Annotated in this window: 22 protein-coding genes and 1 tRNA gene; 11 read left to right on the top strand and 12 right to left on the bottom strand. The window is 63.8% G+C overall.

Going from position 1 to position 22,170, the window contains the following annotated elements:
- Positions 1-11 precede the first annotated feature (11 nt).
- The 4 genes from DEBA_RS00630 (at position 12) to DEBA_RS00615 (ending at position 6,257) form a co-directional block, all read left to right on the top strand.
- Positions 12-2,186 (top strand): penicillin acylase family protein, encoded by a 2,175-nt coding sequence (locus DEBA_RS00630; protein ID WP_013256963.1) that lies wholly within the window; start codon positions 12-14, stop codon positions 2,184-2,186.
- A 502-nt stretch (positions 2,187-2,688) separates the two neighbouring features.
- The gene (locus DEBA_RS00625) at positions 2,689-4,614 is read left to right on the top strand and encodes a TonB-dependent receptor plug domain-containing protein (protein WP_013256962.1); all 1,926 of its coding nucleotides are present in this window, start codon (positions 2,689-2,691) and stop codon (positions 4,612-4,614) included.
- 32 nt (positions 4,615-4,646) lie between these two features.
- Positions 4,647-5,195: a hypothetical protein gene (locus DEBA_RS00620; RefSeq protein ID WP_148227741.1), complete on the top strand. Its 549-nt coding sequence runs from the start codon at positions 4,647-4,649 to the stop codon at positions 5,193-5,195.
- Positions 5,196-5,297: 102 nt separating this feature from the next.
- Positions 5,298-6,257 (top strand): substrate-binding domain-containing protein, encoded by a 960-nt coding sequence (locus DEBA_RS00615; protein ID WP_013256960.1) that lies wholly within the window; start codon positions 5,298-5,300, stop codon positions 6,255-6,257.
- Between the two features lie 50 nt (positions 6,258-6,307).
- Here the strand turns inward: DEBA_RS00615 and DEBA_RS00610 are convergent, their stop codons facing one another.
- From DEBA_RS00610 to pgm, 4 genes are read right to left on the bottom strand one after another with little or no spacing between them, the layout of a single operon-like run.
- Positions 6,308-7,000, bottom strand: coding sequence for a flagellar brake domain-containing protein (locus DEBA_RS00610; RefSeq protein WP_013256959.1), 693 nt, complete (start codon positions 6,998-7,000; stop codon positions 6,308-6,310).
- Positions 6,997-7,101, bottom strand: a complete 105-nt coding sequence (locus tag DEBA_RS18995; protein ID WP_407639301.1) for a MetS family NSS transporter small subunit — start codon at positions 7,099-7,101, stop codon at positions 6,997-6,999. Before DEBA_RS18995 ends, DEBA_RS00610 begins: the two co-directional genes overlap by 4 nt.
- Positions 7,102-7,121: 20 nt before the next feature.
- Complete coding sequence (locus tag DEBA_RS00605; RefSeq protein ID WP_013256957.1) at positions 7,122-8,603, bottom strand: sodium-dependent transporter; 1,482 nt, start codon at positions 8,601-8,603, stop codon at positions 7,122-7,124.
- Between the two features lie 6 nt (positions 8,604-8,609).
- Positions 8,610-10,256, bottom strand: a complete 1,647-nt coding sequence (gene pgm / locus DEBA_RS00600; protein WP_013256956.1) for a phosphoglucomutase (alpha-D-glucose-1,6-bisphosphate-dependent) — start codon at positions 10,254-10,256, stop codon at positions 8,610-8,612.
- Positions 10,257-10,533: 277 nt separating this feature from the next.
- Between pgm and DEBA_RS00595 the strand changes: the two genes are divergently transcribed.
- The 4 genes from DEBA_RS00595 (at position 10,534) to DEBA_RS00580 (ending at position 14,565) form a co-directional block, all read left to right on the top strand.
- Positions 10,534-11,301, top strand: a complete 768-nt coding sequence (locus tag DEBA_RS00595) for an SDR family NAD(P)-dependent oxidoreductase (RefSeq protein ID WP_013256955.1) — start codon at positions 10,534-10,536, stop codon at positions 11,299-11,301.
- A 203-nt stretch (positions 11,302-11,504) separates the two neighbouring features.
- Positions 11,505-12,488, top strand: coding sequence for a hypothetical protein (locus DEBA_RS00590; RefSeq protein WP_013256954.1), 984 nt, complete (start codon positions 11,505-11,507; stop codon positions 12,486-12,488).
- 79 nt (positions 12,489-12,567) lie between these two features.
- Entirely contained in the window at positions 12,568-13,143 is a 576-nt protein-coding gene (locus DEBA_RS00585; protein ID WP_013256953.1) for a GrpB family protein, read from the top strand.
- A gap of 111 nt (positions 13,144-13,254) precedes the next feature.
- Entirely contained in the window at positions 13,255-14,565 is a 1,311-nt protein-coding gene (locus DEBA_RS00580) for a phosphoglycerate kinase (protein ID WP_013256952.1), read from the top strand.
- A gap of 8 nt (positions 14,566-14,573) precedes the next feature.
- Here the strand turns inward: DEBA_RS00580 and DEBA_RS00575 are convergent, their stop codons facing one another.
- Positions 14,574-14,858, bottom strand: a complete 285-nt coding sequence (locus tag DEBA_RS00575) for a hypothetical protein (protein WP_013256951.1) — start codon at positions 14,856-14,858, stop codon at positions 14,574-14,576.
- 219 nt (positions 14,859-15,077) lie between these two features.
- On the opposite strand from DEBA_RS00575, the gene DEBA_RS00570 reads away from it, so the two are divergent.
- Positions 15,078-15,164: transfer RNA gene (locus DEBA_RS00570), tRNA-Leu, on the top strand.
- A 329-nt stretch (positions 15,165-15,493) separates the two neighbouring features.
- On the opposite strand, the gene DEBA_RS00565 is transcribed toward DEBA_RS00570, so the two are convergent.
- From DEBA_RS00565 to DEBA_RS16570, 7 genes are all read right to left on the bottom strand, one after another.
- Positions 15,494-16,129: a hypothetical protein gene (locus tag DEBA_RS00565; RefSeq protein WP_013256950.1), complete on the bottom strand. Its 636-nt coding sequence runs from the start codon at positions 16,127-16,129 to the stop codon at positions 15,494-15,496.
- Between the two features lie 219 nt (positions 16,130-16,348).
- A complete protein-coding gene (locus DEBA_RS00560) occupies positions 16,349-16,537 on the bottom strand; it encodes a hypothetical protein (RefSeq protein WP_013256948.1) in 189 nt (62 codons plus the stop codon).
- Positions 16,527-16,760: a hypothetical protein gene (locus DEBA_RS00555; protein WP_013256947.1), complete on the bottom strand. Its 234-nt coding sequence runs from the start codon at positions 16,758-16,760 to the stop codon at positions 16,527-16,529. Before DEBA_RS00555 ends, DEBA_RS00560 begins: the two co-directional genes overlap by 11 nt.
- Positions 16,761-16,792: 32 nt before the next feature.
- Positions 16,793-17,968, bottom strand: coding sequence for a hypothetical protein (locus tag DEBA_RS00550; protein WP_148227740.1), 1,176 nt, complete (start codon positions 17,966-17,968; stop codon positions 16,793-16,795).
- Positions 17,969-18,220: 252 nt separating this feature from the next.
- Positions 18,221-18,430: a helix-turn-helix transcriptional regulator gene (locus tag DEBA_RS00545; RefSeq protein WP_013256944.1), complete on the bottom strand. Its 210-nt coding sequence runs from the start codon at positions 18,428-18,430 to the stop codon at positions 18,221-18,223.
- Between the two features lie 252 nt (positions 18,431-18,682).
- Complete coding sequence (locus DEBA_RS00540; protein ID WP_013256943.1) at positions 18,683-19,888, bottom strand: tyrosine-type recombinase/integrase; 1,206 nt, start codon at positions 19,886-19,888, stop codon at positions 18,683-18,685.
- A 684-nt stretch (positions 19,889-20,572) separates the two neighbouring features.
- Positions 20,573-21,331, bottom strand: coding sequence for an XRE family transcriptional regulator (locus DEBA_RS16570; protein ID WP_013256942.1), 759 nt, complete (start codon positions 21,329-21,331; stop codon positions 20,573-20,575).
- A gap of 93 nt (positions 21,332-21,424) precedes the next feature.
- Between DEBA_RS16570 and DEBA_RS18990 the strand changes: the two genes are divergently transcribed.
- Positions 21,425-21,718, top strand: coding sequence for a helix-turn-helix domain-containing protein (locus DEBA_RS18990; protein WP_148227739.1), 294 nt, complete (start codon positions 21,425-21,427; stop codon positions 21,716-21,718).
- Between the two features lie 116 nt (positions 21,719-21,834).
- A complete protein-coding gene (locus DEBA_RS17945; RefSeq protein ID WP_148227738.1) occupies positions 21,835-22,164 on the top strand; it encodes a hypothetical protein in 330 nt (109 codons plus the stop codon).
- The last annotated feature ends 6 nt before the right edge of the window (positions 22,165-22,170 follow it).

The following is a 22,170-nucleotide window of genomic DNA, read 5'->3' as shown; positions in this document are numbered from 1 at the left end:
GAGAGAGCCAAATGAAGCTGGGCCACAAAAAGATCACGTTGCGCGGGGCCGACGGGGCCGTGGAAATCATCAGGGGCGTGGGTGGCGTGCCGGTGCTGGAGGCGGCCTCCACGCGGGACATGCAGTTCGGCCTGGGCTGGACCCACGCCGCCGACCGCCAGTTGGAGGCGCTTTTGATGCGCGTCCTGCTGCGCGGCCGGGCCGCCGAGTGCCTGCAAGGCGATCCGGCGCTGATCGAGATCGACAAGTTCATGCGGCTGATGGACTTTTTGCCCCAGGCCGACCTCGAAGGCGAAATGGCCAAGCTCCAACCCCAGGTCCGCGCCGAGCTGGATTCCTACTGCGCCGGCTTCAACCAGGGCCTGGCCGATTGCGGATTGATCTGGGAAATGCGCCTGATGGGCTACAAGCCCGACCCCTGGAGCGTGGCCGATTGCCTGCTTTTGGGCAAGGCCTTCGGTTTCGTGGGCCTGGTCGACGCCCAGATGGGGGCCCAGCGCCTGTTGATCCAGATGATCCAGAACGACCTGCCCGAGGCCAAGATCCGCGAGTTGTTCCCCTACCTCAGCGAGCCCATCGACTACGACCTGATCAAAAAGATCGAGCTGTCGCCGCCGCTTGTGCCCGAGGCCGTCAAGTGGCTGGCCAAGCTGCCCAAGTTCCAGGCAAGCAACAACTGGGCCGTCAGCGGCCGGCACACCGCCTCGGGCGCGGCCTTTCTGTGCGGCGACCCCCATCTGGAGGTCAACCGCCTGCCGGCCATCTGGCAAGAGATCGTCGCCCATCTGCCCGACGACACGATCATCGGCGCCTGCATCCCCGGCGCGCCGGGGCCGATCGTGGGCCGCACCAGCCGCATCGCCTGGAGCGCCACCTATTCGTTCATGGACATGCTCGATTTTCGCATCGAGCAGTGCCAGGGCGGCAAGTATCGCCGGGGCGAGCAGTGGCGCGAGTTTCGCGCGCGCCAGGAGATCATCAAGGTCAAAAAAGGCCAGCCCATCAGCTTCACGGTTTATGAAAACGAGCACGGCGTGCTGGAGGGCGATCCCTTTGCCGAGGGCCACAAGCTGGTGCTGGGCTGGTCGGCCCGCCACGGCTGCGGCGCGGGCGAGTTCAACGGCCTGCTCAACCTCTTGCGCTGCCAGGACGTGGCCCAGGCCATGGCCTGCTTCCGCGAGCTGGACGCGGCCACCTTCAATTTTGTCATCGCCGACGACTCCGGCAACATCGGCTACCAGATGAGCGGCCGCATGTTCCAGCGCGCCCCCGGCCTCAGCGGCCTGCTGCCCATGCCCGGCTGGGAGGCCAAACACAACCACCAGGGCTACGTGGACAAGCACAAGCTGCCCAGCCAATACAACCCGGCCGAGGGCTTCATCGTCACCGCCAACCAAGACCTCAACCACCTGGGCACGGCCAAGCCCATCAACCTGCCCATGGCCCCCTACCGGGCCAACCGCATCAGCCAGCTCTTGCGCCAGGGCCGCCAGATGGGCGTGGATTATTTCAAGGCCATGCACTTCGACCTGCATTCGTTGCAGGCCGAGCGCTTCATGACCCTGCTGCGGCCGTTGTTGCCCGATAGCCAACAGGGCCGCCTCCTGGCCGATTGGGATCTGTCCTACCAGGCCGACTCGCTGGGGGCCACGGCCTTCGAGTCGGTCTATCTGGCGATGATCCGCGTCGTTTTCGGCGATGGCGGCATGGGCCGGCCGGTCATCGACTACGTTTTGACCGAGACCGGCGCGTTCAACGACTACTACGGCAACTTTGACGAGGTGATCATGAAGGCCGACTCGGCCTGGTTCGACGGCCGGCCGCGCGAGGAGCTGCTGCGCCGGGCCCTGGAGGAAGGCCTGGCCCAGCCGGTCAAGCCCTATGGCCAGACCCGCCAGATCATGCTGAGCCATCTGCTCTTTGGCGGCAAGTTGCCGGCCTGGCTGGGCTTCGACCATGGGCCCATCGCCCTGCCCGGCGGTCGGGCCACCATCCCCCAGGGCCAGATCTTCAAAAGCGCCGGCCGCCTGACCACCTTCAGCCCGTCGCTGCGCTTCATCTGCGACATGGCCACCCGCCAGTTGCACTCGACCCTGGCCGGCGGCCCCAGCGACCGGCGCTTTGGCCCGTGGTACGTCAACGGCGTGCAAGACTGGCTGGCCGGCAACTACAAGCTGCTGGAATGACCGGCCGCCGCGCGCGCCACACGCCCAAGGGCCACCCCCAACGGGCCAGTTCGGCCTGGCCCTGGATTCCGCCGTCCGCTATCTGAGCTACGACAACCGCGAGGTCGACGACTACGTCTAAACCAACACGGGCGTCAGGGCCGACGCCTATTGGTCGCTCGACGACGAACTGGATTGGTGGCAGGCGGATCTCAACGCCGTTTTCGCGCGTTCCCGGGGCCGTCGACGACAACGGCCCGCTTTTTCGTTGGCGGCCCTGGCCGTCGCCTCCTCCCGCCGCTTGGCCCGGCGCTTCGCGCCGCCAGCATCCACACTAAATTTTTAGGCTAATCTGCTGGCCCTTCCCGGCAAAAGCACCGCATAGGCGATGTGTTCGCTAGGGAAATTAGTTTATATTTATTTTGTTTGGTAATATTTATTTTTTTGTGGAAATCATATTCTTTCGATGATAACAAACCGCCATGAACAACCGCACTTTCTTTGGATCATGGTGGAGAGTCAGATGCGAAAATCGATGATTACGGCGATGCTGGCCGGGGCGGCGTGCCTGGCCCTGGCCGCCGGCCCAGGCCTGGCCGATCAGGCCGGGCCTGGCGCCAACGCCGAAACGCTTGAACCGATGGTTGTGTCGGCCACTTTGGCGGAGCAGAAGCTTTCGCGGGCCCCGGCTTCGATCCAGGTGGTGGACCAGGCCCAGATCCAGATGATGGGCGCCGACTCGGTGTCGCAGGCCCTGAGCGAGGTCACGGGCCTGGTGTTGGAGAGCGAATCGGGCCGCGTGATCAGCCCGTCGATCCGCGGCGCGGGGCCGTTGCACACGTTGGTGCTCATCGACAGCCGGCGCATGGCCCCGGGCTATCGCGGGCTGGCCGACCTGAACCAGATCCCCGTGACGATGATCGAGCGCATCGAGATCGTGCGCGGGCCGTCGTCGGCCCTGTTTGGCAGCGACGCCCTGGGCGGCGTGGTCAACATCATCACCCGCAAGCCGCCCAAGGAAAAAACCGTGGCCGGCGCGGATGTCAAGGTGGGGACCAACACCCACAGCGGCGGCGACGAGGTCTTGCCCCAGGCTTACGCCGGCTTGGGCGTCGCGCCGTTTCGCTTTATCGTCGGCGGGGCCTACCGCGGCCAGAACGGCTGGGATTACGACGGCGTGGCCCCCGACGACGGCGACGACCTGAAGCAGGGCTATGTTTCGGGCCAGGCCGCCGTGGACCTGGGCGAGCATCACGCCCTCAGCCTGGGCGGCTATTACAACGACTTCAAGCGCCAGGGCCTGCGCGATATCCAGAACGCCCTGACCGACCGCGACGCCACCGACGTCAACAGCGAGATTTTCGTCAACTACGACGGCACGTTCGCCGAGCGCTACGGCGTTTTTCTCCAGGCCTATCAGTCCAAGTACAAAACCGACATCGACCTGACCCCCCGCGTCACCGACCCCTACTATCTGACCAACGAGGAGTACGAGCGCACCCAGTACGAAGGGCGCTTTTCGGCCAGGATCGCCGACTTCGCCACGGCCACCCTGGGCGGCGAGCTGCGCGAGGACTCGCGGGGCGCCGACAACGTCTCGCCCGAGTACGACAGCGAAAACAAGGCCGGTTTCGGCCAGGTGGACATGGTCTTCTTCGAGCGCCTTAACCTGGTGGCCGGCCTGCGCGTGGACGATCACAGCGAGTTCGGCTCGGAGTGGAGCCCCCGCGTGGCCGCCAGCTTCGCCCTCACCGACTACGCCCGCATCAAGGCCAGCTACGGCCACGGCTTCCGCGCGCCCATCGCCAACGAGCTTTACGTGACCACCTATCAACGGCGCGGCAAGGACACTTATCTGCCCAACAAGGATCTGCAACCGGAAACCTCCCAGACCTACGAGATCGGCTTGCAGGGCAGCCTGGACGTCTCGCGGGGCCTGGATGTGGAGCTGACCTATTTTCATAACGACATCGACGACCTGATCGAGGCGGTGTTGCAGTCCTCGCGCGGTTCGGGCAGTTCGCTGAAAAACACCTACAAGTACGAAAACATCGCCCAGGCCGAGACCAGCGGCCTGGAGTTGTTGACCGCCATCAACCTGCCCTGCGGCTGGCGGCTGGGCGCTGGCGCCACCTACATGAAAACCGAAAACAAGCAGACCGGCGAGCAGTTGGCCGATCAGCCCGAGTTCAAGGGCAACCTCAACGCCCAGTGGAGCATCAAACCCCTGGGCCTGCGGGCGCGCGTGGCCTTCAACTGGTTCTCGGGGGCCGAGGACGGCCTGGGCGGCTCGCTGGACGACTACACCACCCTGGACGCCTGGCTGGGCAAGGACCTCTGGGCCAACACCCAGGTCTACGCCGGCATGAAAAACATCTTCGACACCGAGGTCGCCGCCTACGACATTCAGCCGGCCTTTGTCTACCTGGGCTTCAGATGGGAACTCTAACCAACGTCGATCAGACCGAAAGCGCGCGCGCGATGACGCAAACGAGCCTGGGCAAAACCACCGCCATCCGCTTCATGCTGGCCTCGATGCTCTTTTTCGCCATGGGCACCATCGAGGGCCTGATGCACCCGACCAAGTTCGCCTTCCAGGAGTTCTACGCCTTCGTACTGGGCCTGGAGCCACGGCACATCAAGCCGTTTTTCGGCAATTTCGTCAGCAAGATCCACGTGCATGTGGCCCTGGTCGGCTGGGCCACCACCGGGCTGATGGGCCTGTTCTACTTCGCGGCCGAGGCCGTCAAGGGCGGCAACCGTTACCGGGCCCCGCTCTGCCTGGGCAACCTGGTCTTGCAGGTGATGGGCGTGCTCACGCTGGCGATTGGCTTTCATCTGGTGGGCGTGGTGGCCATCCCCAGCGGTTTTTCCGAGGGCAGCCCGGAGTTTCGCGCCATCGCCGGCGGGGTCAAGCAGGTGGTGGTCGTCGGCGGGGCCATGTTGCTGGTTTCGTGCCTGCTGTTTATCCACAACGTGGGCAAGACGTTGCTCTCGCCCAGCGAAAAACTGACCCAACAAACAGGCTGATCAACCCGGCCGCCCCGCGGGGCCCGGATTTGTTTTTCATCACGTGGCTCCGGCCCGGCGCGCGGCCAAACGCGCCGGGCCGGGGCGAAAGGAAGCAAGGGAATGCGCTTCAACCGCGCCAAACACGTTGCGAAAATCCATCTGATCCTGGCCATGAGCGCCGCGCTGCTGTTGGCCAGCGCCGGCGCGGCCCTGGCCGCCGGCGTCTGGCACAAGCTGGAAAAGCAAAACATCGTCGTCATTGGCGACCGCGTGGTGGATATCGCCTACAACCTGGGCGTCTACCCGGCGGCCATGGGCGTGAGATGTTCCATCTGGCCCCTGTGCGACAAGATAAAAATGCTGGCCAAGCCGCTGGGTTGCCCGGAGTGCCTGATCAACGCCAAGCAGGACAACCTCATCGATTTCATCAACGAAAACAACGTCAAGCTGGTGATCATCGAAAAGTCCGACCCCTTTTGCATCCTCAAGCCCGACGTCAAACCCACCGACGTGGCCCCGGCCCTGAAGGGCCTCGACGTCAAGGTGGAGTATGTCGATTTTTCCAAGGGGATCGAGGGGGCCATCGTCCAGACGGCCGCCCTGCTGGGCAAGAAAAAGGCCGGCCAGGCCCTGGCCGCCACCTACGCCAAGGCTTCGGCCGATCTGGAGGCCAAGATCGCCCAAGGCAAGCCCGGCAAGCGGGTGGTGGTGCTCAACGGCGTCTATCAGCCTGAAACGACAAAGACTTTCATCCGCGTGGAGACGCCCGGCGGCTACTCCGACAAGTTCATCCTCGGGCCCTTGGGCTGCCAGAACGTGGGCGATGGGCTTGTCCCCAAAGGCCAGACGCCCGACAAGGGCCACGTGACCATCCGCAAACTCGACGCCCTGGCCACGATCCAGCCCCAGGCCATCGTCATCACCGGCGACGGCGCGGCCGTGCAAAAGGCCCTGGCCGCCACCGTGGCCAAGCACCCCGAGCTGGGCCGGACGCCGGTCTACTGCCTGCCGCTCTACATCGACTCCAGCGTCATCGAACGGCCGCAAATCGTCGGCAAGTGGCTCTGGGCCCTGCGCTGAGGCATGCTTCAACGGCCGCGCGCCTTGGCGGGCGCGCGGCCGCCAAGGCCTCACTGGCCGCCGGCGCTGAAAAACTCCTCGGCCAGCTCGCGCAGGTCCAGGCCGGCGTTGTCCACGAAGCTCATGCCCAGGATAACCTTGCCGGCGCTGACCATGACGTTGCGGATTTCGGTTTCGACGGTCTTTTCACGGCGGTTGCCGACCAGCGACAGGCGCAGCTTGGCCCGGACGCCCTGGTCCATGTTCAGGGCCGGGCCGCCCACGGTCACCGCCTCCACCTGGCAGCCGCCGCTGGAAACGTCGGTGACCGTGGCCAGCAGGGTCACGCCGCCGGTCTCCTCGGAGTCGATCTCCATGGTGGCCGGAATCTGCACGCTCAGGCGGCGCTCGGTGGTTAGCGGCAGGGCGCTCATGCCGCCGGGCCAGGCCAGCACGGCCAGCGAAGGGTCGAAGGCGACATGCATCACCCGGCAGACAAAGGCGTAAACCACCCCGCGCAGGATGTAGCGCAGCACCAGTTCGTCGCCGGCGGCCACGTGGCCGCTGATGGTCTGGCTGCGGGGTAGTTCGGCGATGACGTAGCGGTCGTCGCTCCAGCCGACGATGACCGCGCGGAACCTGGCGTTGGCCCCCTGCTTCTGGATCATCACCTGATGGCCCACGCGCAGGGCGGCGGCCAGTTGCTTGGGGTCGTTGATGGCGCCGCTGCCGCTGGCCACGGCCAATTCGTCGATCTGCTTCATGACTGGTCGCTCCGGCGCGCGCGGCGGCGCGGGCTCGCCTTGATGGCCCGGCGCAGGCACCACGCCACCCCGCCCCAGGTTATGGTCAAGCCCAAAACCATGGTGATGATCGCCCCCAGACTCATCGCGCGGACTCCCGGCCCGGCGAGGCGTCGCGGCTTTGCCGCCACAGGGCCCAGGCCAGCGCGCCCAGCAACGCCGCCCAGCCGCAGGCGATCAAGCCGGCGTCCTGGCCGCCGGCGATGTATTCCCGCACTTTTTCGATTATGTTGAAAATATACAATAACCCCAAAAACAGCGGCGTCACGAAACGCAGGCAGAACAGCCACCACGCGCCCACGGGGAAATCGGAAACCGCGTTGGCCGAACGCCAAAGTTGGCCCAGCTTGCCGCTGAACCAGGCCGCCGCCACCACCTCCAACAACGCGCCCGAGGTCATGCCGATGTTGCTGACCACACCATCCACCGCGCCCAGCAGGCGCAGCCCGTCGCCAAAGGCGAAGGCCGTGCCGCCGGCCAGGCCAGCCAGGCAGACCAGCATGGCCCCCTTGCGCCGGCCCAGGCCAACGATATCCTTCAGCGGCGCGGCCACGCCTTCGACCATGGCCACCAGCGAGCTGAGCCCCGCGCAGCACAGCGCCAGAAAGAACAACACGCCCAGCAGCCGCGGCGCGGGCGTCAGGTCGAGGGCCGCGGGGATGGTCACGAAAGCCAGGCTGATGCCCGAATCGACGACTTTGTCCAGCGATTGGCCGGTCTTGGCCGCCATCATGCACAGCGCCGCGAAGATCATCACCCCGGCCAGCATGTCAAAGCCCGAGTTGGTCAGCACGGTGACGGCGGCGTTGTTGTTGATGTCGGAGCCCTTGGGCAGGCGGCTGGCGTAGGTGATCAGGGCCGAGACGGCCACGCTGGTGGAAAAAAGCACCTGGCCATAGGCGGATATCCACACGTCAATGCTGGCCAGCTTGGCGAAATCGGGCTCGAACAGCCAGTTGACGCCCTCCAGCGCGCCGGGGGCCAGCAGCAGCCGCCCGATCATGAACAGGGTCAGCCCGAGCAGCAGCGGCAGCATGAGCCGGTTGGCCCGGGCCAGGCCCCGCTGCAAACCAAGGTAGGTCAGCCCGGCGCAGAGGGCCCAGCAGGCGCAAGAAGCGCCCCAGATCGGCCAGCGAAAGCGGCCGAAGTCGAAGCCCGACGCGCCCAGCTCCAGAAAGCGGCCGTAGAAAAAGGCGTTGGCGTCGCCGCCCCAGCCCTGGAAAACGGCCACCACCACGTAGCACAGGCACCAGCTCACCACCACCGAGTAGTACGTCGCCAGGATGAACAGCAGCCCCACCTGCCACCAGCCCAGCCAGCCCCAGCGCCCCAGCCAGGCCATGGCCCGGGGCGCGGTCTGGCCCGTGCGCGCGCCCAGCGAAAACTCCAGCATCATCATCGGCAGGCCGGCGGTGAGCACGGCGAAAAAATAGGGCAGCAAAAAAGCGCCGCCGCCGTTTTGGTAGGCCATGTAGGGAAAGCGCCAGATGTTGCCCAGGCCCACCGCCGCGCCGATGCACGTCAGCACGAACCCGGCGCGCGAGCCCCAGATTTCGCCGGCCACGGCCGTTCAGGCCCCGGCTCGGGCCAGGGCCTGGCCGACGATTTCCTGGGCCTCTTGCTGGATCTGGGCCAGATGTTGCCGGCCCTTGAAGCTCTCGGCGTAGATCTTGTAGATGTCCTCGGTGCCCGAGGGCCGGGCGGCGAACCAGCCGTTTTGCGTGACGACCTTGAGCCCGCCGATGGCCGCGCCGTTGCCGGGGGCGTGAGTCAGCTTGGCCAGGATGGGCTCGCCGGCCAGCTCGTCGGCCGGGACCATCTCGGGCGAAAGCTTGGCCAAGACGGCCTTTTGTTCGCGACTGGCCGGGGCGTCGCTGCGCTGGTAGACCGGGTCGCCGTGGCGCTGGGTCAGCTCGGCGTAGAGCTGGGCCGGATCCTTGCCCGTGCGGGCGGTGATCTCGGCGGCCAGCAGGTCCATGATCAGGCCGTCCTTGTCGGTGGTCCAGGCCGCGCCGTCGCGGCGCAGGAACGAGGCCCCGGCGCTCTCCTCGCCGCCAAAGCCGTAGCCGCCGTCGATGAGCCCGTCGACAAACCACTTGAAACCCACCGGCACTTCCTTGAGTGGCCGGCCCAACTCGGCGGCCACGCGGTCGATCATCGAGCTGCTGACCAGGGTCTTGCCCACGGCCGCGCCGGCCGGCCAGCCCGGACGATGGGCGAAAAGATAGCCGATGGCCACGGCCAGATAATGATTGGGGTTGAGCAGCCCGGCCTGGCGGGTGACAATGCCGTGGCGGTCGCCGTCGGGGTCGTTGCCAAAGGCCACGTCGAAGCTCTGACGGTGCTGGATCAGGCCGGCCATGGCCTGGGGCGAGGAGCAGTCCATGCGGATCTTGCCGTCTTTGTCGACGGTCATGAAGCCGAAGGTGGGGTCGATCACCGGGTTGACCACCTCCAGGTCCAGGCCATAACGCCGGGCGATGGGCTCCCAAAAGGCCAGGGTCGAGCCGCCCAGCGGGTCCACGCCCAGCTTGAGCCCGGCCTGGGCCACCGCCTCCAGATCGACGACGTTGGCCAGATCGGCCACGTAGGGCCCGATGTAGTCGTGGCGCACGACGCAGTCGGCCTTGAGGGCCTTGGCGAAATCCACGCGTCGCGCCTGGCGGCGGCCGTCGGCCAGGATCTGGTTGGCGCGGTCCTCGATCCACTTGGTGACGGCCGTGTCGGCCGGGCCGCCGTGGGGCGGGTTGTACTTGAAGCCGCCGTCGGCCGGGGGGTTGTGCGAGGGCGTGATCACCACGCCGTCGGCCAGGTGGTCGGCGCGGCCCCGGTTGTGGCAAACGATGGCGTGGCTGATCACCGGGGTTGGCGTGTGGCCAAAGCCGTCCTGGATCATCGTGGTCACGCCGGCGGCGGCGAAGACCTCCAGGGCCGTGACAAAGGCCGGCCAACTGAGGGCGTGGGTGTCGATGCCCATGAACAAGGGGCCATCGATGCCCCGGCCGGCGCGGTACTCGGCGATGGCCTGGCTGATGGCCAGCACGTGGGCCTCGTTGAAGGCGCCATCCAAAGACGAGCCCCGGTGGCCACTGGTGCCGAAGCTCACGCGCTGGGCCGGGTCGTCGGCCTCGGGGCGCAGGGTGTAGTAGGCGCTGACCAGCCGCGGCGTGTCGATCAGGATCTCCCTGGGCGCTGGTTTGCCCGCCAATGGATGCATGTTCTCGTCCTCGCGTTGGGGGGAGAGGGCGGCGTGGCGCGAACGCCCGGCCAATCCTCGGGAAAGTCGACATCATCTCATTGAGGTTAGCAGGCATTTTCGCTTTTTGGCAAGTTTTGCCACACCCCGGTGACGAGTTTGTCCAGGCCAAGCCACGTCCGCGTCGCCGACAGGCCTTGAGCTTGGGCCCCGGCCCGTGGATAATGCTCTTACCAAGGCGAAGCCGGCCCGCGCCCCGCGCGGTTTTTCTTGACCCATCAACCAACGGAGACTGCCCATGAGCGAGATCAAATACGGCCTGGACGGCAAAGTGGCCCTGATCACCGGCGGCAGCCGGGGCATCGGCCTGGGCGTGGCCCAAGCCATGGCCGCCGAGGGCGCCAACGTCGTCATCTGCGGCCGCAAACAGCAGACCCTGGACGAGGCGGCCCAGGCAATCGACGGCCAACCCCTGGCCCTGGCCTGCCATATCGCCAAGGAAGATCAGGTCGAGGCCATGTTCGCCGCCGTCGTCGAAAAATTCGGCCGGCTCGACATTTTGGTCAACAACGTGGGCATGAACCTGATGTCGCCGCAATTGGCCGACCTGGACTACGGCCTGTGGTCCAAGATCATCCAGAGCAACCTGGACGGCGCGTTTTTGTGCTCGCGCAAGGCCGCGGCGATCATGCGCGGGCAAAACTCCGGCAAGATCGTCAGCATATCCTCGGTGGCCGGTCGCATCGCCACCCCGGCCATGACCGTCTACGGCGTGGCCAAGGCCGCCGTCGAGATGCTGACCAAGGTGTTGGCCGCCGAACTGGCCCCCCACAACGTCCAGGTCAACGCCGTGGCCCCGGCCATGGTCAAGACCGGCTTCAGCGCGCCGTTCTGGGGCAACGACGAGCTGCGCTGCAAGATAGAGGCCACCATTCCCCTGGGCCGCATCGCCGAGGTCGAGGACATCGTGCACCCGGTGCTGTTCCTGGCCAGCCAGGGCGCGCGTTTCATCACCGGTCAGACCATCGTCGTCGACGGCGGCGCGACCATCACCCAGCCGCTCTGACGCCAAAGGCCGGCGGAGGCGGGCCGCGCGCCAACGCCCCGCCGGCCAGACGCCGCACCCAAGCGCGTGATTGACCCCTCGGCCGCGTGCGGGTTACAATGCCCCAAATTCAGACGATTTTTAGTACAATCCTGTCAAGGCCGCCAACGCCTCAACAACCGTGGCGGCTCGGGCAAACCGCATCCACGCCGGGGGAGATTTACATGGCATATTCGCTCATCACGCGAAAACGACTTGGCTTTTTGGCCTGCATCGTCATGTTGCCGCTGATTTTGGGCTTGGCCGGCTGCAAGGGCCTGGAGATGGCCAACGCGGGCCAAAACGAATCGCCGCGCCTGGCCCGCACGTTGGAGTCATACGAGCAGGCCGGCAAATATTGGGGCAAAAAGCTCTGGGCCCAGGGCACCAAACCCACCTCGCCCCTGGACATGAGCTTTGTCCACGCCTTGATCGACCCCAACAACCTCGACTACTTCAAGGTCCACTCCGACCTCAAGGAGGCCTTCAAGAAGGGCTTCCGCCTGGGCTACGAAGACCGCATCGCCGACCTGGTGTTGGGCCCGCACATCCGCAAGGCCGCCGCGGAGATCGGTGAATACACCTCGCGCAACTTCGTCGATGTGATCACCGCCTTCGAGGAAGGCTGGGCCTGCACCCTCAAGAACGCCGTGGATATCTTCATCGTGCTCATCTCCGAGGGCTCCCTGGCCGACCGCGAGGACTTCATCAACGCCTTCACCGTGATCTATCGCCAGAAATATGACGCCACCCAGGAGATCCTGCGCAGCGGCTCGTGGATGACCCAGACCTCCGAAGGCGGCACGGTGCTTTACCTCGATTACAGCAAAGGCCGCGCCCTGGGCGCGCTGGACATCCCCAGCCCCCAGTCGCTCAAGACCGAAATATATCACCAGACCTTCAAGGTCATGGGCGACGAATGGGGCCGCCGTTACAAGACCAACCTCATCAAGCGCGACGAACTGATCGACCTGCTGCGTCGCACCAAGCCGGCCCTCAAGGACGTGCCGGGCAACAACCTGGGCATCATCTACGCCGCCTTTGTCGAGAGCTTCGGCCCCGACGGCAAGGAGGTCTTCATTGACTTGATCGGTGAGGCCGGCTACGATCATAAGCCCAAGGCCCTCAAGCTCGACAAGGGCAAGGCCGGCCGTGGGCGCGGTAAATAAAGAGCCATCGAACGCATGACACGCCGGGAGGCGGTCGCCAAAACCGCCTCCCGCGCGCACGGGCCAGCGCTTGCCGACCATGGACGAACAACTGCGCCAGAAAATCGCCCGCGTGGTGGCCGAACCAGTGGAAATCGTCGACCCGGATCCCCGCTGGCCCGCGCTCTTCGCCCGGGAAAAGGCCCACCTGCTGGCCTGCCTGCCCGACGGCGCCATCGATCGCCTCAGCCACTGCGGCAGCACCGCCGTGCCCGGCCTGCCGGCCAAGCCGATCATCGACATCCTGGCCCTGACGCCAGGCCCCGCCTCGGCCAGGGATGTCGTCGCGCCGATTCTGGAGGCCCAGGGTTATGATTACTTTTGGCGACCCAGCTTCGGCGACGACACGCCGCCTTACTACGCCTGGTTCATCAAGCGCGACGCCGCCGGTCGCCGCACCCACCACATCCACCTGATCGAGGCCCATTTCCCCCAGTGGGACTGGTTGCTGGCCCGCGATTACCTCCGCGAAAACCCCGCCGAGGCCAAACGCTACGCCCGGCTCAAGCTGACCCTGGCCAAACGTTACGCCGCCGACCGCATCGCCTATACCAAGGCCAAGGCCGCTTTCCTAGGCGCGTTGACCGCCAAGGCCAAGGCCGCCGCCGGCCTTTGAACCGCCCGCCGCGCAATTGTCGTTTGGCCGTGGCCGCGCCCTGCTACAATATTTAGCAATCAGGCCGTCACGGCCGGCAAAATCATCCCCCCAACCCCGCGGAGGACCGCCATGACCATCCACGGCTCGCACCCCGGCCTGCCCCTGCTGCAAGACGCCGACCTGCAAGGCAAGGTCGTGCTGGTGCGCTTCGATCACAACGTGGTCAAAAAAGGCCGCATCATCGATCCGTTCCGCATCGACCGCACCCTGGGCACGCTGTTCGACATCGTCGTGCGCGGCGGCCGGCCCATCCTGATGACCCACGTGGGCCGGCCCCTCGACAAAAAAGCCGGCGTGATCAACACCGGCCCCGATTCAGCCGTCGACGCCATCGTCGATTACCTGGAAAGCAAGCTGCACAGCCGCTTCCTGGTGCCCAGCCTGCCCGCCGGCCCCCAGGGCATCCAGGCCATCGACACCAGCATCAACCTGGCCATCAAACGCCTGCGCGCCGGCGAGGTCGCCGGCATCTATCTGCCCAACACCCGCTGGTTCACCGGCGAGGAAAGCAAGGGCCCCGAGCGCCAGTCCTTTGCCCTGCAACTGGCCGGCCTGGCCGACATCTTCGTCAACGACGCCTTTGGCTCTTGGCAGGCCCACGCCTCCACCGTCGACATCACCCAGCACCTGCCTTCCTACGCCGGCTGGCTGCTGCAGGCCGAAATCCGCCACTTGGCCGAGGTGCTCGAACCGGCCCGGCCTTTCGTGGCCGTGGTGGCCGGGGCCAAGTACGACACCAAGATCGGCCCGATCAACGCCCTCTACGACCAGGTGGATAAGCTGATCCTGGGCGGGGTGATCTACAACACCTATCTGTGCGCCAAATACGGCGTGCGCATCCAGGGCGTGGCCGAGGAAGACATCGCCGCCGCCGGCGAACTGGTGCGAAAGGACAAGGCCGCCGGCAAGATCGTCGAGCTGCCGCTGATCGTCGAAAGCGATGTGCTGGGCCGCCAGGAAGGGGCCTTCCGCACCATCCCGCTGAGTGAATTGACCCCCGGCCGTCACCTGGGCTACGTGCTGGATATCGACGCGGCCAGCTTCGACGACCCGGCCGTGCGCGAGGCCCTGGGCCAGGCCCGCACGATCTTCGTCAACGCCGTGATGGGCTTCACCCCCCACTTCACCAGCGGCAGCCAGGCCTTGGACACGACAATCGACGCCAACCGCCAGGCCAAAAAACTATACGGCGGCGGCGACACCCTGCAAGAGTTCAAAGACCTCTGCCCGGGGTTGTACCTCTCGGTGCTCGACGATGCGCAATACTATTTCTTTACCGGCGGCGGCAGCGTGCTCAAGGCCATCGAGGAACGCTCGCCCTACGGCTTGGCCCCGGTGGCCGCGCTGATCGAAAACGCCAAGCGTTTCGGCCGGCGCTGAAAACGCGCCTAGTTGGGATTGGCCATGGCCAGGGTGGTGAACAACAGCGGATAGCTGTTGACCATCTTGCGATTGATGTAGACGCCCAGGGCCAGGTTGCTGGCGTTGGGCAGATGGGGACGCAGATCGCGCGCCACGCCGGCGGGCAGGGGCATCACCCGCTGGGGCTGACGGTCGTTTTCCAGGCGCTGATGCAGCATCTCGGCCAACAGCTCGACCCTGGGCCGGGCCAGCAGGGGTGCGGCGGCGAATTGTTCGGCGGGGGCGGTGGTGGTGGCGTCGCTGTGCTGCATTTGGCGCTCCGATTTGGGGTTGCCGTTAATCTTTGCAGCAAGCATGCCAAATGTTCTGTACGCAATTAATCCGTTATATCAAAGTGATACCCGGCCGCCATCCCCCAAGCTCGGCGGCGTGGGCAATTTCTGCCAGGCCGCCAGCGCCCACCCGGACGACCCTACCCACCAACCGCAAACAATGGTATCATCCAAAGCCGTCCGCAAACTTGTGGATACGCCCGGGTGGTGGAACTGGTAGACACAGGGGACTTAAAATCCCCAGCTCGCAAGGGCGTGCGGGTTCGATTCCCGCCCCGGGCACCAAATAAAAACAATATGTTAGGCGTTTTAGCCCTACTCGCGAAACATGGCCTGATTTGCTTTCGGAAGCATATAGGAAGCAAACGGCAGGAAAAGCCGCGCCCGTTGTATGTCGTTCAGGTTCCGACGGCCAAGCTGGCCTGGGCCGACTTCCAAATAGCCACCACAAGCCACGATCTTTCCTCGGCAATGTTGGACAGCGGCCAAACGCCGCTCGTGCCACCACGGGGCAATTTGGCGGCCAGAATGGCAACTGGTGGCTATCATCGGGAGTTGATACAAGAAAGGCGGCCCGAAGGCCGCCCATGGGGTTGGTGGACGCGGTCAGGCGATCAAGCGGCGGGGAGGGCGGCCTCGGCGTGGGCCAGGGCCAACTTTCGGACAGCCACGTCACCGGCCGGGCCGTGAGCCTCAAGAAGCCGGCGCTCGGCGGCCAGGGCCTCACGCTCGGCGTCGGCAATCTGGCGGATAAGGTCCGGCCGCCCGAAGCGCTCCAGGGCCGTGGCGTCGAAGGCGGCCACGAGTTCGACGGGGGCGTGTTTGTCTGCCACGCGGCGGGCCAGCTCTTGGCGGGCCAGCAGCACGACCAGCGGCTTGCCGCGCCCGGCCAGGTCAAGCAAGCTGTCGGTGGTCAGGCTGGCCAAGGCGGCGATCAGCAGCGAGTCAGAGGCGTTCACGGCCGCCTGTTCCGGCCCGGCCATGCCGGCCAGGAGCAAACACGCTTCGACGTCGCCCAAGCGCTGGCGCAGGGCCTCGGCTTGCGGGCGGGCCTCGCGGATGGCGGAAAGGGGTTCTTTGACGGCCACGTCGAGGGCCTGGCGGGCTTCGCCAAGGCGGGCCTTGGCCACTTCCGGGCGCAGATCGGGCGAGATGGCGGCCTGGGCTTTTTCGTGGGCCAGGCAGGCCCGCGTGATCTGGCCGGCGGTGGCGTGAAGGGCTTCGGCGGTGGCGGTGATTTGTTTTTTCATCATAATCTCCTGTACGGTTAGTTGCAAATGATCAGTGGCGCTTTGGACGCCTCAACTCGGTTTTTGAATTCAGTCCAGGGCTCGCCAGCCTGGCGGGCAAAAACTTGCCCGTCACAAGCGCGGGCGGTCGCGGCGTCGCCTGGGCCTTCGATCCACAACGGCCGTTTGGCCGTCCGGCGGGGCGCGGTTTCGAGGGCCTGGAGCCGGCGGCGCAAGGCGTCATTGGGCATGGGGCGTTCTCCTGTCTCGCTCCACCGCCAGCAGTTCGGCTTGCTGCGCCTTGGCGGCGCGGAACCATGCGTCCTCAGTGGCGAAACGGGGGACTCCCCAATCATGGGCGCAGATGTTTTTTTCCGGCTGGCCGGCCTCCAACCTGGCCAGGCGGCGGCGGATGGATTCAACGCCCATTGCCTTGCCCCTCCAGCGCGGCCAAGCGTTGCTCAAAGTCGCTGTCGCGGATGGTGGCGACAAGGATGTTGGCCATGTAGGCCAAACGCCCGCCGATCTGGTGGTCAAGCTCGCCACGATTGACGCGGTTGATGGTGGCGGCCAGAAAGCGCCGCACATCGTCGCAGGTCTTGAGCCTGGCCCTGGGGATACCCCCCGGCGGTTTCGTTGCTGTTTCACGCATTTGCTTCTCCTGTTTCACGCAAAAAGTGGGGGTCAGGCCCGCACAAACCGACAGCCACCGGCCAGCTTGAACTTGATCGGCTTTGAAGCGTAATCGACTTTCGGATACTTCACTTTGGGCAGCTTCAAAGTGTGAGCTTCACCGTTGGCAACGTCGCCGCGATGAAGCGCCAGGTAGGCCGTCGCCTTGTCCAGGGTCATGGCACCACCACGCGCCAGCTCAACGCCAGGCGCTTTCTGGATGCCGACGACCGCCACGCCGTCGCGCAACTTCTCGGAGATGGCCGCCAGCTTGCCGCCGATCTCGTAGAAGTCAGAGTGAACTTCCAAATAGTCAATGAGATTAAGACCTTCTGGGTCTATGACGTCGGCGAACTCGCCGCCGGGCCGGGAAGCCTCGAAGCCTTCCCATGCCGAATCTGGAAGGCCAAAGGCGTCAATGCGTTTCCGCAGGGTTAAGGCGTTGCTCTCATTCGAGCTGGCGAAGTAGCTTATTTTCTTACACTTGCCAGACGCCAAGTTCATCTGGGCCGTGGCCAGCATCCAGGCCGACTTGCCCGAGTTGCTCTCGCCAGCGACGACGATCACCGAACCGGGCATGGTCTCAAATCGATCGTGCAAATCCAGCGGCCACAAGATGGGCAGGCCGGCGGTCAAGGTTGCCGAACGCCAATCAATGCTGGTCACGCTTCGATCCACTACGCGAAAATGGCCCCGCTCCTTGCCGACACGCTCGATCAGGCCCTCGGACACCAGCCGGCCCAGAACGACGGAAACTTTGCGTTTGTTGACTGGTGTTGACAAACCAAGCTCAATGTTGACTTGTGTTGACTGGAAGTTGCCTGATGTTGACAAAACCCATTCGCGTATTTCCCGCGTGAGATTCGCCTCCGCGTTGCCCTGGGCCGCATAGGCCCGGTCAAGCATCTGTTCCAGGTGGGGAGCGGTGAAGGTGAAGCCAGTGTTTTGATTGACCATTTCGGCAATCTGGGCCGCTTCTGGCTTTGGTGCGCCGCCGCGTTGGAGCCAGCCCAGCAGGCGTTGCATGTGCGCCGTGCCGTTTTCGCCGCCGAAGTCAAGCATGTTGGCACGCTTCGTGCTATAAATATAAGAGTTATTAATACTCTTATTATCAAGAGTATCAAAACCAAGAGTGCGCGCCCCTGGGCGGGGCGCTTCCAGGCCCTGGCCGACAAGCTTCAACGCCATTTCAGTACCCCTATTCGTCCAGGTCGCGGACTTCGTTGGGGGCGTAGTTCCAGCGCCAAACCAGATAGGCCGCACGCGGCCCAAGTTCGCCGCGCCGCCGGCGGGCAAGGAGGTTTGCTTTCCGCGCCTCCGCCAGACGGGCCGCGCCTTGGCATTCCAGGCGGGTTGCCCTGTCACAATCCCTATACGGGCAGTCGGCTTGGTAATTGCCGAAACAAGCCGGAAAAGTGTTGTCTGCGTGGCCGGCCATGGTCAGGCCGCCACGCCGGGGTCGCTGGTGGACACGCGGCGGCGGCTATCCAGCCAAGCCTGCAGGTCGTCGGAGGTGTAGCGGACAAGACGCCCCACCTTGCAGTAGGATGGGCCACCGCCGACAAGACGCCACTTTTCGAGCGTTTTGCGGCTGATTCCCAGGAGTTCGGCGGCTTGGGGGGTTGCAAGAAAAACGACGGGTTGGCTCATGATGGCTAGGCCTTTCCGTCTCCGGCGCGGCCACAAAAAAACCCGCGTGGAGACAAAACAGTTAAGACTGTTTCGCTTTTCACGCGGGCTCTGCCCGAGCGCGAACGGGCCTAATGCCCGCCCTTGCCTGTATGTGCGCAGCCTACCCGAAGGGGCGGGCTCTACCCGCCTTCAACTCGCACACCGCCAGACACGGATTGCCTAATTCTGTGTAGAGTATAGAGTCTGGCCACGGGGGCGTCAAGGGGAAAATCACTCTTTTCGTCGCAGTGCCACAACTTTTTCCGCCACCGGCGCGGCCAGGGCGGCGGCGATTTTGGCGCTGACCATATCGGCGGCTTGGGCCAAGGGGTTGTTGGCCAAGTGAGAATATCTGGCCGTGGTGCTGGGCTCGGAATGCCCCAAAATCGCGCCAATCAGCGTCAAGCTCAGGCCCGATGCGGCCCCAACGCTGGCGTAGCTATGACGCAGGTCGTGCAGGCGCACGCCTTCCAGCCCAGCCCTGGCCCGCACCTTGCGCCATGTGGTGTTTATGTCCACCAGCGGCCGGCCCAGGCTCTGGCCGGGGAACACATGCGGGTTGCCGGCCTGCTTGGCCAGGCCGTCCAGCATCGCGAGCACCGCGCCGCCGATGGGCAGGGCCTTGCGGCCCGTCTTGGAGTCTGGCAGAAAGATACAGGCGCGCTCGCGGTCAATCCATTCCCAACGTAGCGACAGGGCCTCTCCCACCCGCGCGCCGGTCAGCAACAGAAAGCGGATGGCGTCAATGGCCGGCCTGAATCCCCAGCCTTCATTTTCGGCGGCCGCCAGGGCCTGGCCCAGTTGCGCCAGTTCGTCGGCGGACAAATAGCGCTCGCGCTTGGCCTCGCGGAAACGTTCGATGAACTGGGCCGGGTTGCCCTTGGCTTCGTCTCGCAGGCCCCACCGGATGGCCAGGGTCATCATCTTCGACACCACGGCCAGGGTTCGGTTGGCCTGGATGGGCGTTTCACGGCCGATGGCGTTGTGCAGCTTGGCCACGTCGGCCCTGGAAAGCGTGTTGACCTTCTCGCCACCAAGTTGGGGGATGATGAAGCGCTCAATCAACCGCCGGTCTCTGACTTGGCTGGCCGGCTTTTTCTTGGCCTGGGCATGTTCGGCCAGATAACGGGCGCACAGTTCGGCGACGGTGGGAGCTGTCCGGCCCTGCTTGCGGTTGGCGGAAGGGTCAAGGCCCTTAGCCACGTCGGAAAAAACTCGCTGGGCCAGGGTGCGCGCCTCATCCAGGGTGATCTTGCCCACCTGGCCCAAGGCCATGCGGCGGGTGCGGCCGGTTTGCGAGCGATATTGAGCCACAAAGACTTTGCGGCCGGTGGGATGCACTCTGACGCCGAAGCCTGACAGCTTGGAATCCCATACCCAGAACTCCGTTTCGGCGGGTTGCAGGGCGTCAATGCCCTTTTTCGTAAGCAGGTGCATGGTCACTACCCAGTTTTTATTGTCGAAAGCTCCAAAAATTCGGAAGCAAATAGGAAGCAAACGGCGTCAAAACTGGGCATATTTTGGCGTACTCAGGGGATTTTGTAAAGCTCTATCTGCGCTAAATATCATATACAATCGTCTCTTGTCGTAGTTGCGGAAACATGACTCGTGAGACTTAAAATCCCCAGCTCGCAAGGGCGTGCGGGTTCGATTCCCGCCCCGGGCACCAAATAAAAACAAGGGGTTAGCCTTCATGGTTGGCCCCTTCGTTTTGTGTCAACTTCAAGTTGTGTGTATAGCCTGCCAGACGAAACGCAAAGCCGCATACTGCCTTGAAAACATGGGACCAAAGCAGGACTAACGTAGGACTATCACGGTCTTAGGGATTTTGGGGCCGGCCCGATCCGCGCAAAAATCGAAACGCAAAAAATCGGCCGTTCGGGCTGAATCTGTCAAACGAAACGCAAAAAATGGCTGCGGGCCAAACGGGCAAGTTTGGAAAAATATTTAGTTATTATGAAGTGTTATCTCGGAGGAAATTAAAATTGTCGGACGTGGCTGGGCAACAGTTCGTGGGCAAAGCGTTGCGCAACCGTTGCGCGGACATATATGCGGTAACTGCGAAAAATTATTAGATATTTTTGAGTGACCGTAGAATCGGAACTGTTGCGCGTCATCTGGTCAAGGCAACGCGCGCCACATCCATATGACGCGGCCAATAACAAGGCGGTGAAAATCGCCCGTCCATACAATAGAGGGGCCATAGGACATGGAGTTGTCTGAGATGATTACCCACACCCCCTGTGGGGTTTGTCGCAGTCGCTTGATGATTGTGTCGCCGTCTTCGGTGCGAAGCGCCCAAACGTGCTCTCCGCGACCATCCGGTTCTCGCTGATCTAAGTCCACTATGACGATGGAGCCATCGGGAATTGTCGGCTCCATGGAATCCCCCCAGACCCGCAGAGCGACACAGTTGCGCCGTTGACCCAGCTCCGGCTTGTAAACCCAAACAAGCGACTTGACTTGATTCCAAGTCACACCCCCAGCCCCTGCGGCGGCCTTGCCTTCCAACAGAGGAACCGCCAGATAATCATCCGCCACGTTCTCCTGCTGCACATCGCTCAAATCAGAGTTCATGGTGCGGATCACAGGACAAATATTCGCCGCCACTTCCAAGGCGTCCGGGCAGGGTGACTGAATGGCCGAGGTGTTGCCGCACAGGATGTAGCCAACATCCAAATCTGGATATGCGCATAGAAGACCTGAAAGCGCTTCGACGGTTGCGGACACCTCTCCCCTTTCAATCCTGGAGGCAGTAGCCTGGGTTACGCCCAAAACACTGGCAAACTCTTGCTGGCTGAGCCCTAACTGCTTTCTGATTTCCCGGAATCTCCCTCCAATCTCGACCCGGTTATTACGTATGGAAGAGTTGTTGCTCACTTAATTATCCATATTCGGCTAATTAGGGTTGACGCATTGAACCACATATGCATAGAATAGAGCTGCAAACCATTTGCACGACAGGGCGCACTAATGCTTACCACCGACGACATCTGGGCCGAATTGCGACGTCGCAGAGTGCTGGCGGTTGATATTGCCAGGGAGCTTGACTGTGCGCCCTCAACGGTGACCAGAGCCATTAACGGGCAGACCCGCTCGCCCGCCTCGCGCATCCTTGAGCATGTCGCGCGGGTCATTGAAGTTGCGGTCGAGGAATTGACTCCAGGTCGATCTTCTAATGTAAACCATACCTTCAAACAATCTCATCGGTCAATGTCCGAGTGCCGGCCCTGTACAGACGACTCCAGCGTCGGGAGCGGATTATAATGACCATGCATCCAGGACAAATGCCCCTATTCGGTCAGAGCTTGGATGTAATTTCGCCACTCAAGCGGGCCCTCGCTGACACGCTTCGAAATTGCCGACTAAGCCGCGAGCAAGTCGTGGACGAGATCAACCGCCTTCTCGAGGGTGAAGGACTTGTCCTCAGAGTCACGCTGAACTCACTGGAAAAGTGGTGTGCGCCAAGCGCCAGCCATTTGCCGCCCGTATGGGTGTTGCCTTTTTTTTGTCAAGTGGTTGGTTCGCTTAGACCTTTGGAGGTGTTGTCGTTGCCGCTTGGAGCCCACTTAATGGGCGAGCGGGAACAGCACCTGATGGAATTGGGCCGCGTTCAGCTTGAAGCAAAAAAGGTCGCGCGGGCCAGACGAAGGGCATTGGAGGCACTCGAAGATTCTGACCGTGTTTTTGGCTGGGAAGGCATGGGCAGGTGATGCGCG

It is taken from the genome of Desulfarculus baarsii DSM 2075 (assembly GCF_000143965.1).
Classification (GTDB): Bacteria; Desulfobacterota; Desulfarculia; order Desulfarculales; family Desulfarculaceae; genus Desulfarculus; species Desulfarculus baarsii.
The sequence above is the reverse complement of the archived record's forward strand: the minus strand, read 5'-3'. Positions and strand labels throughout refer to the sequence as shown.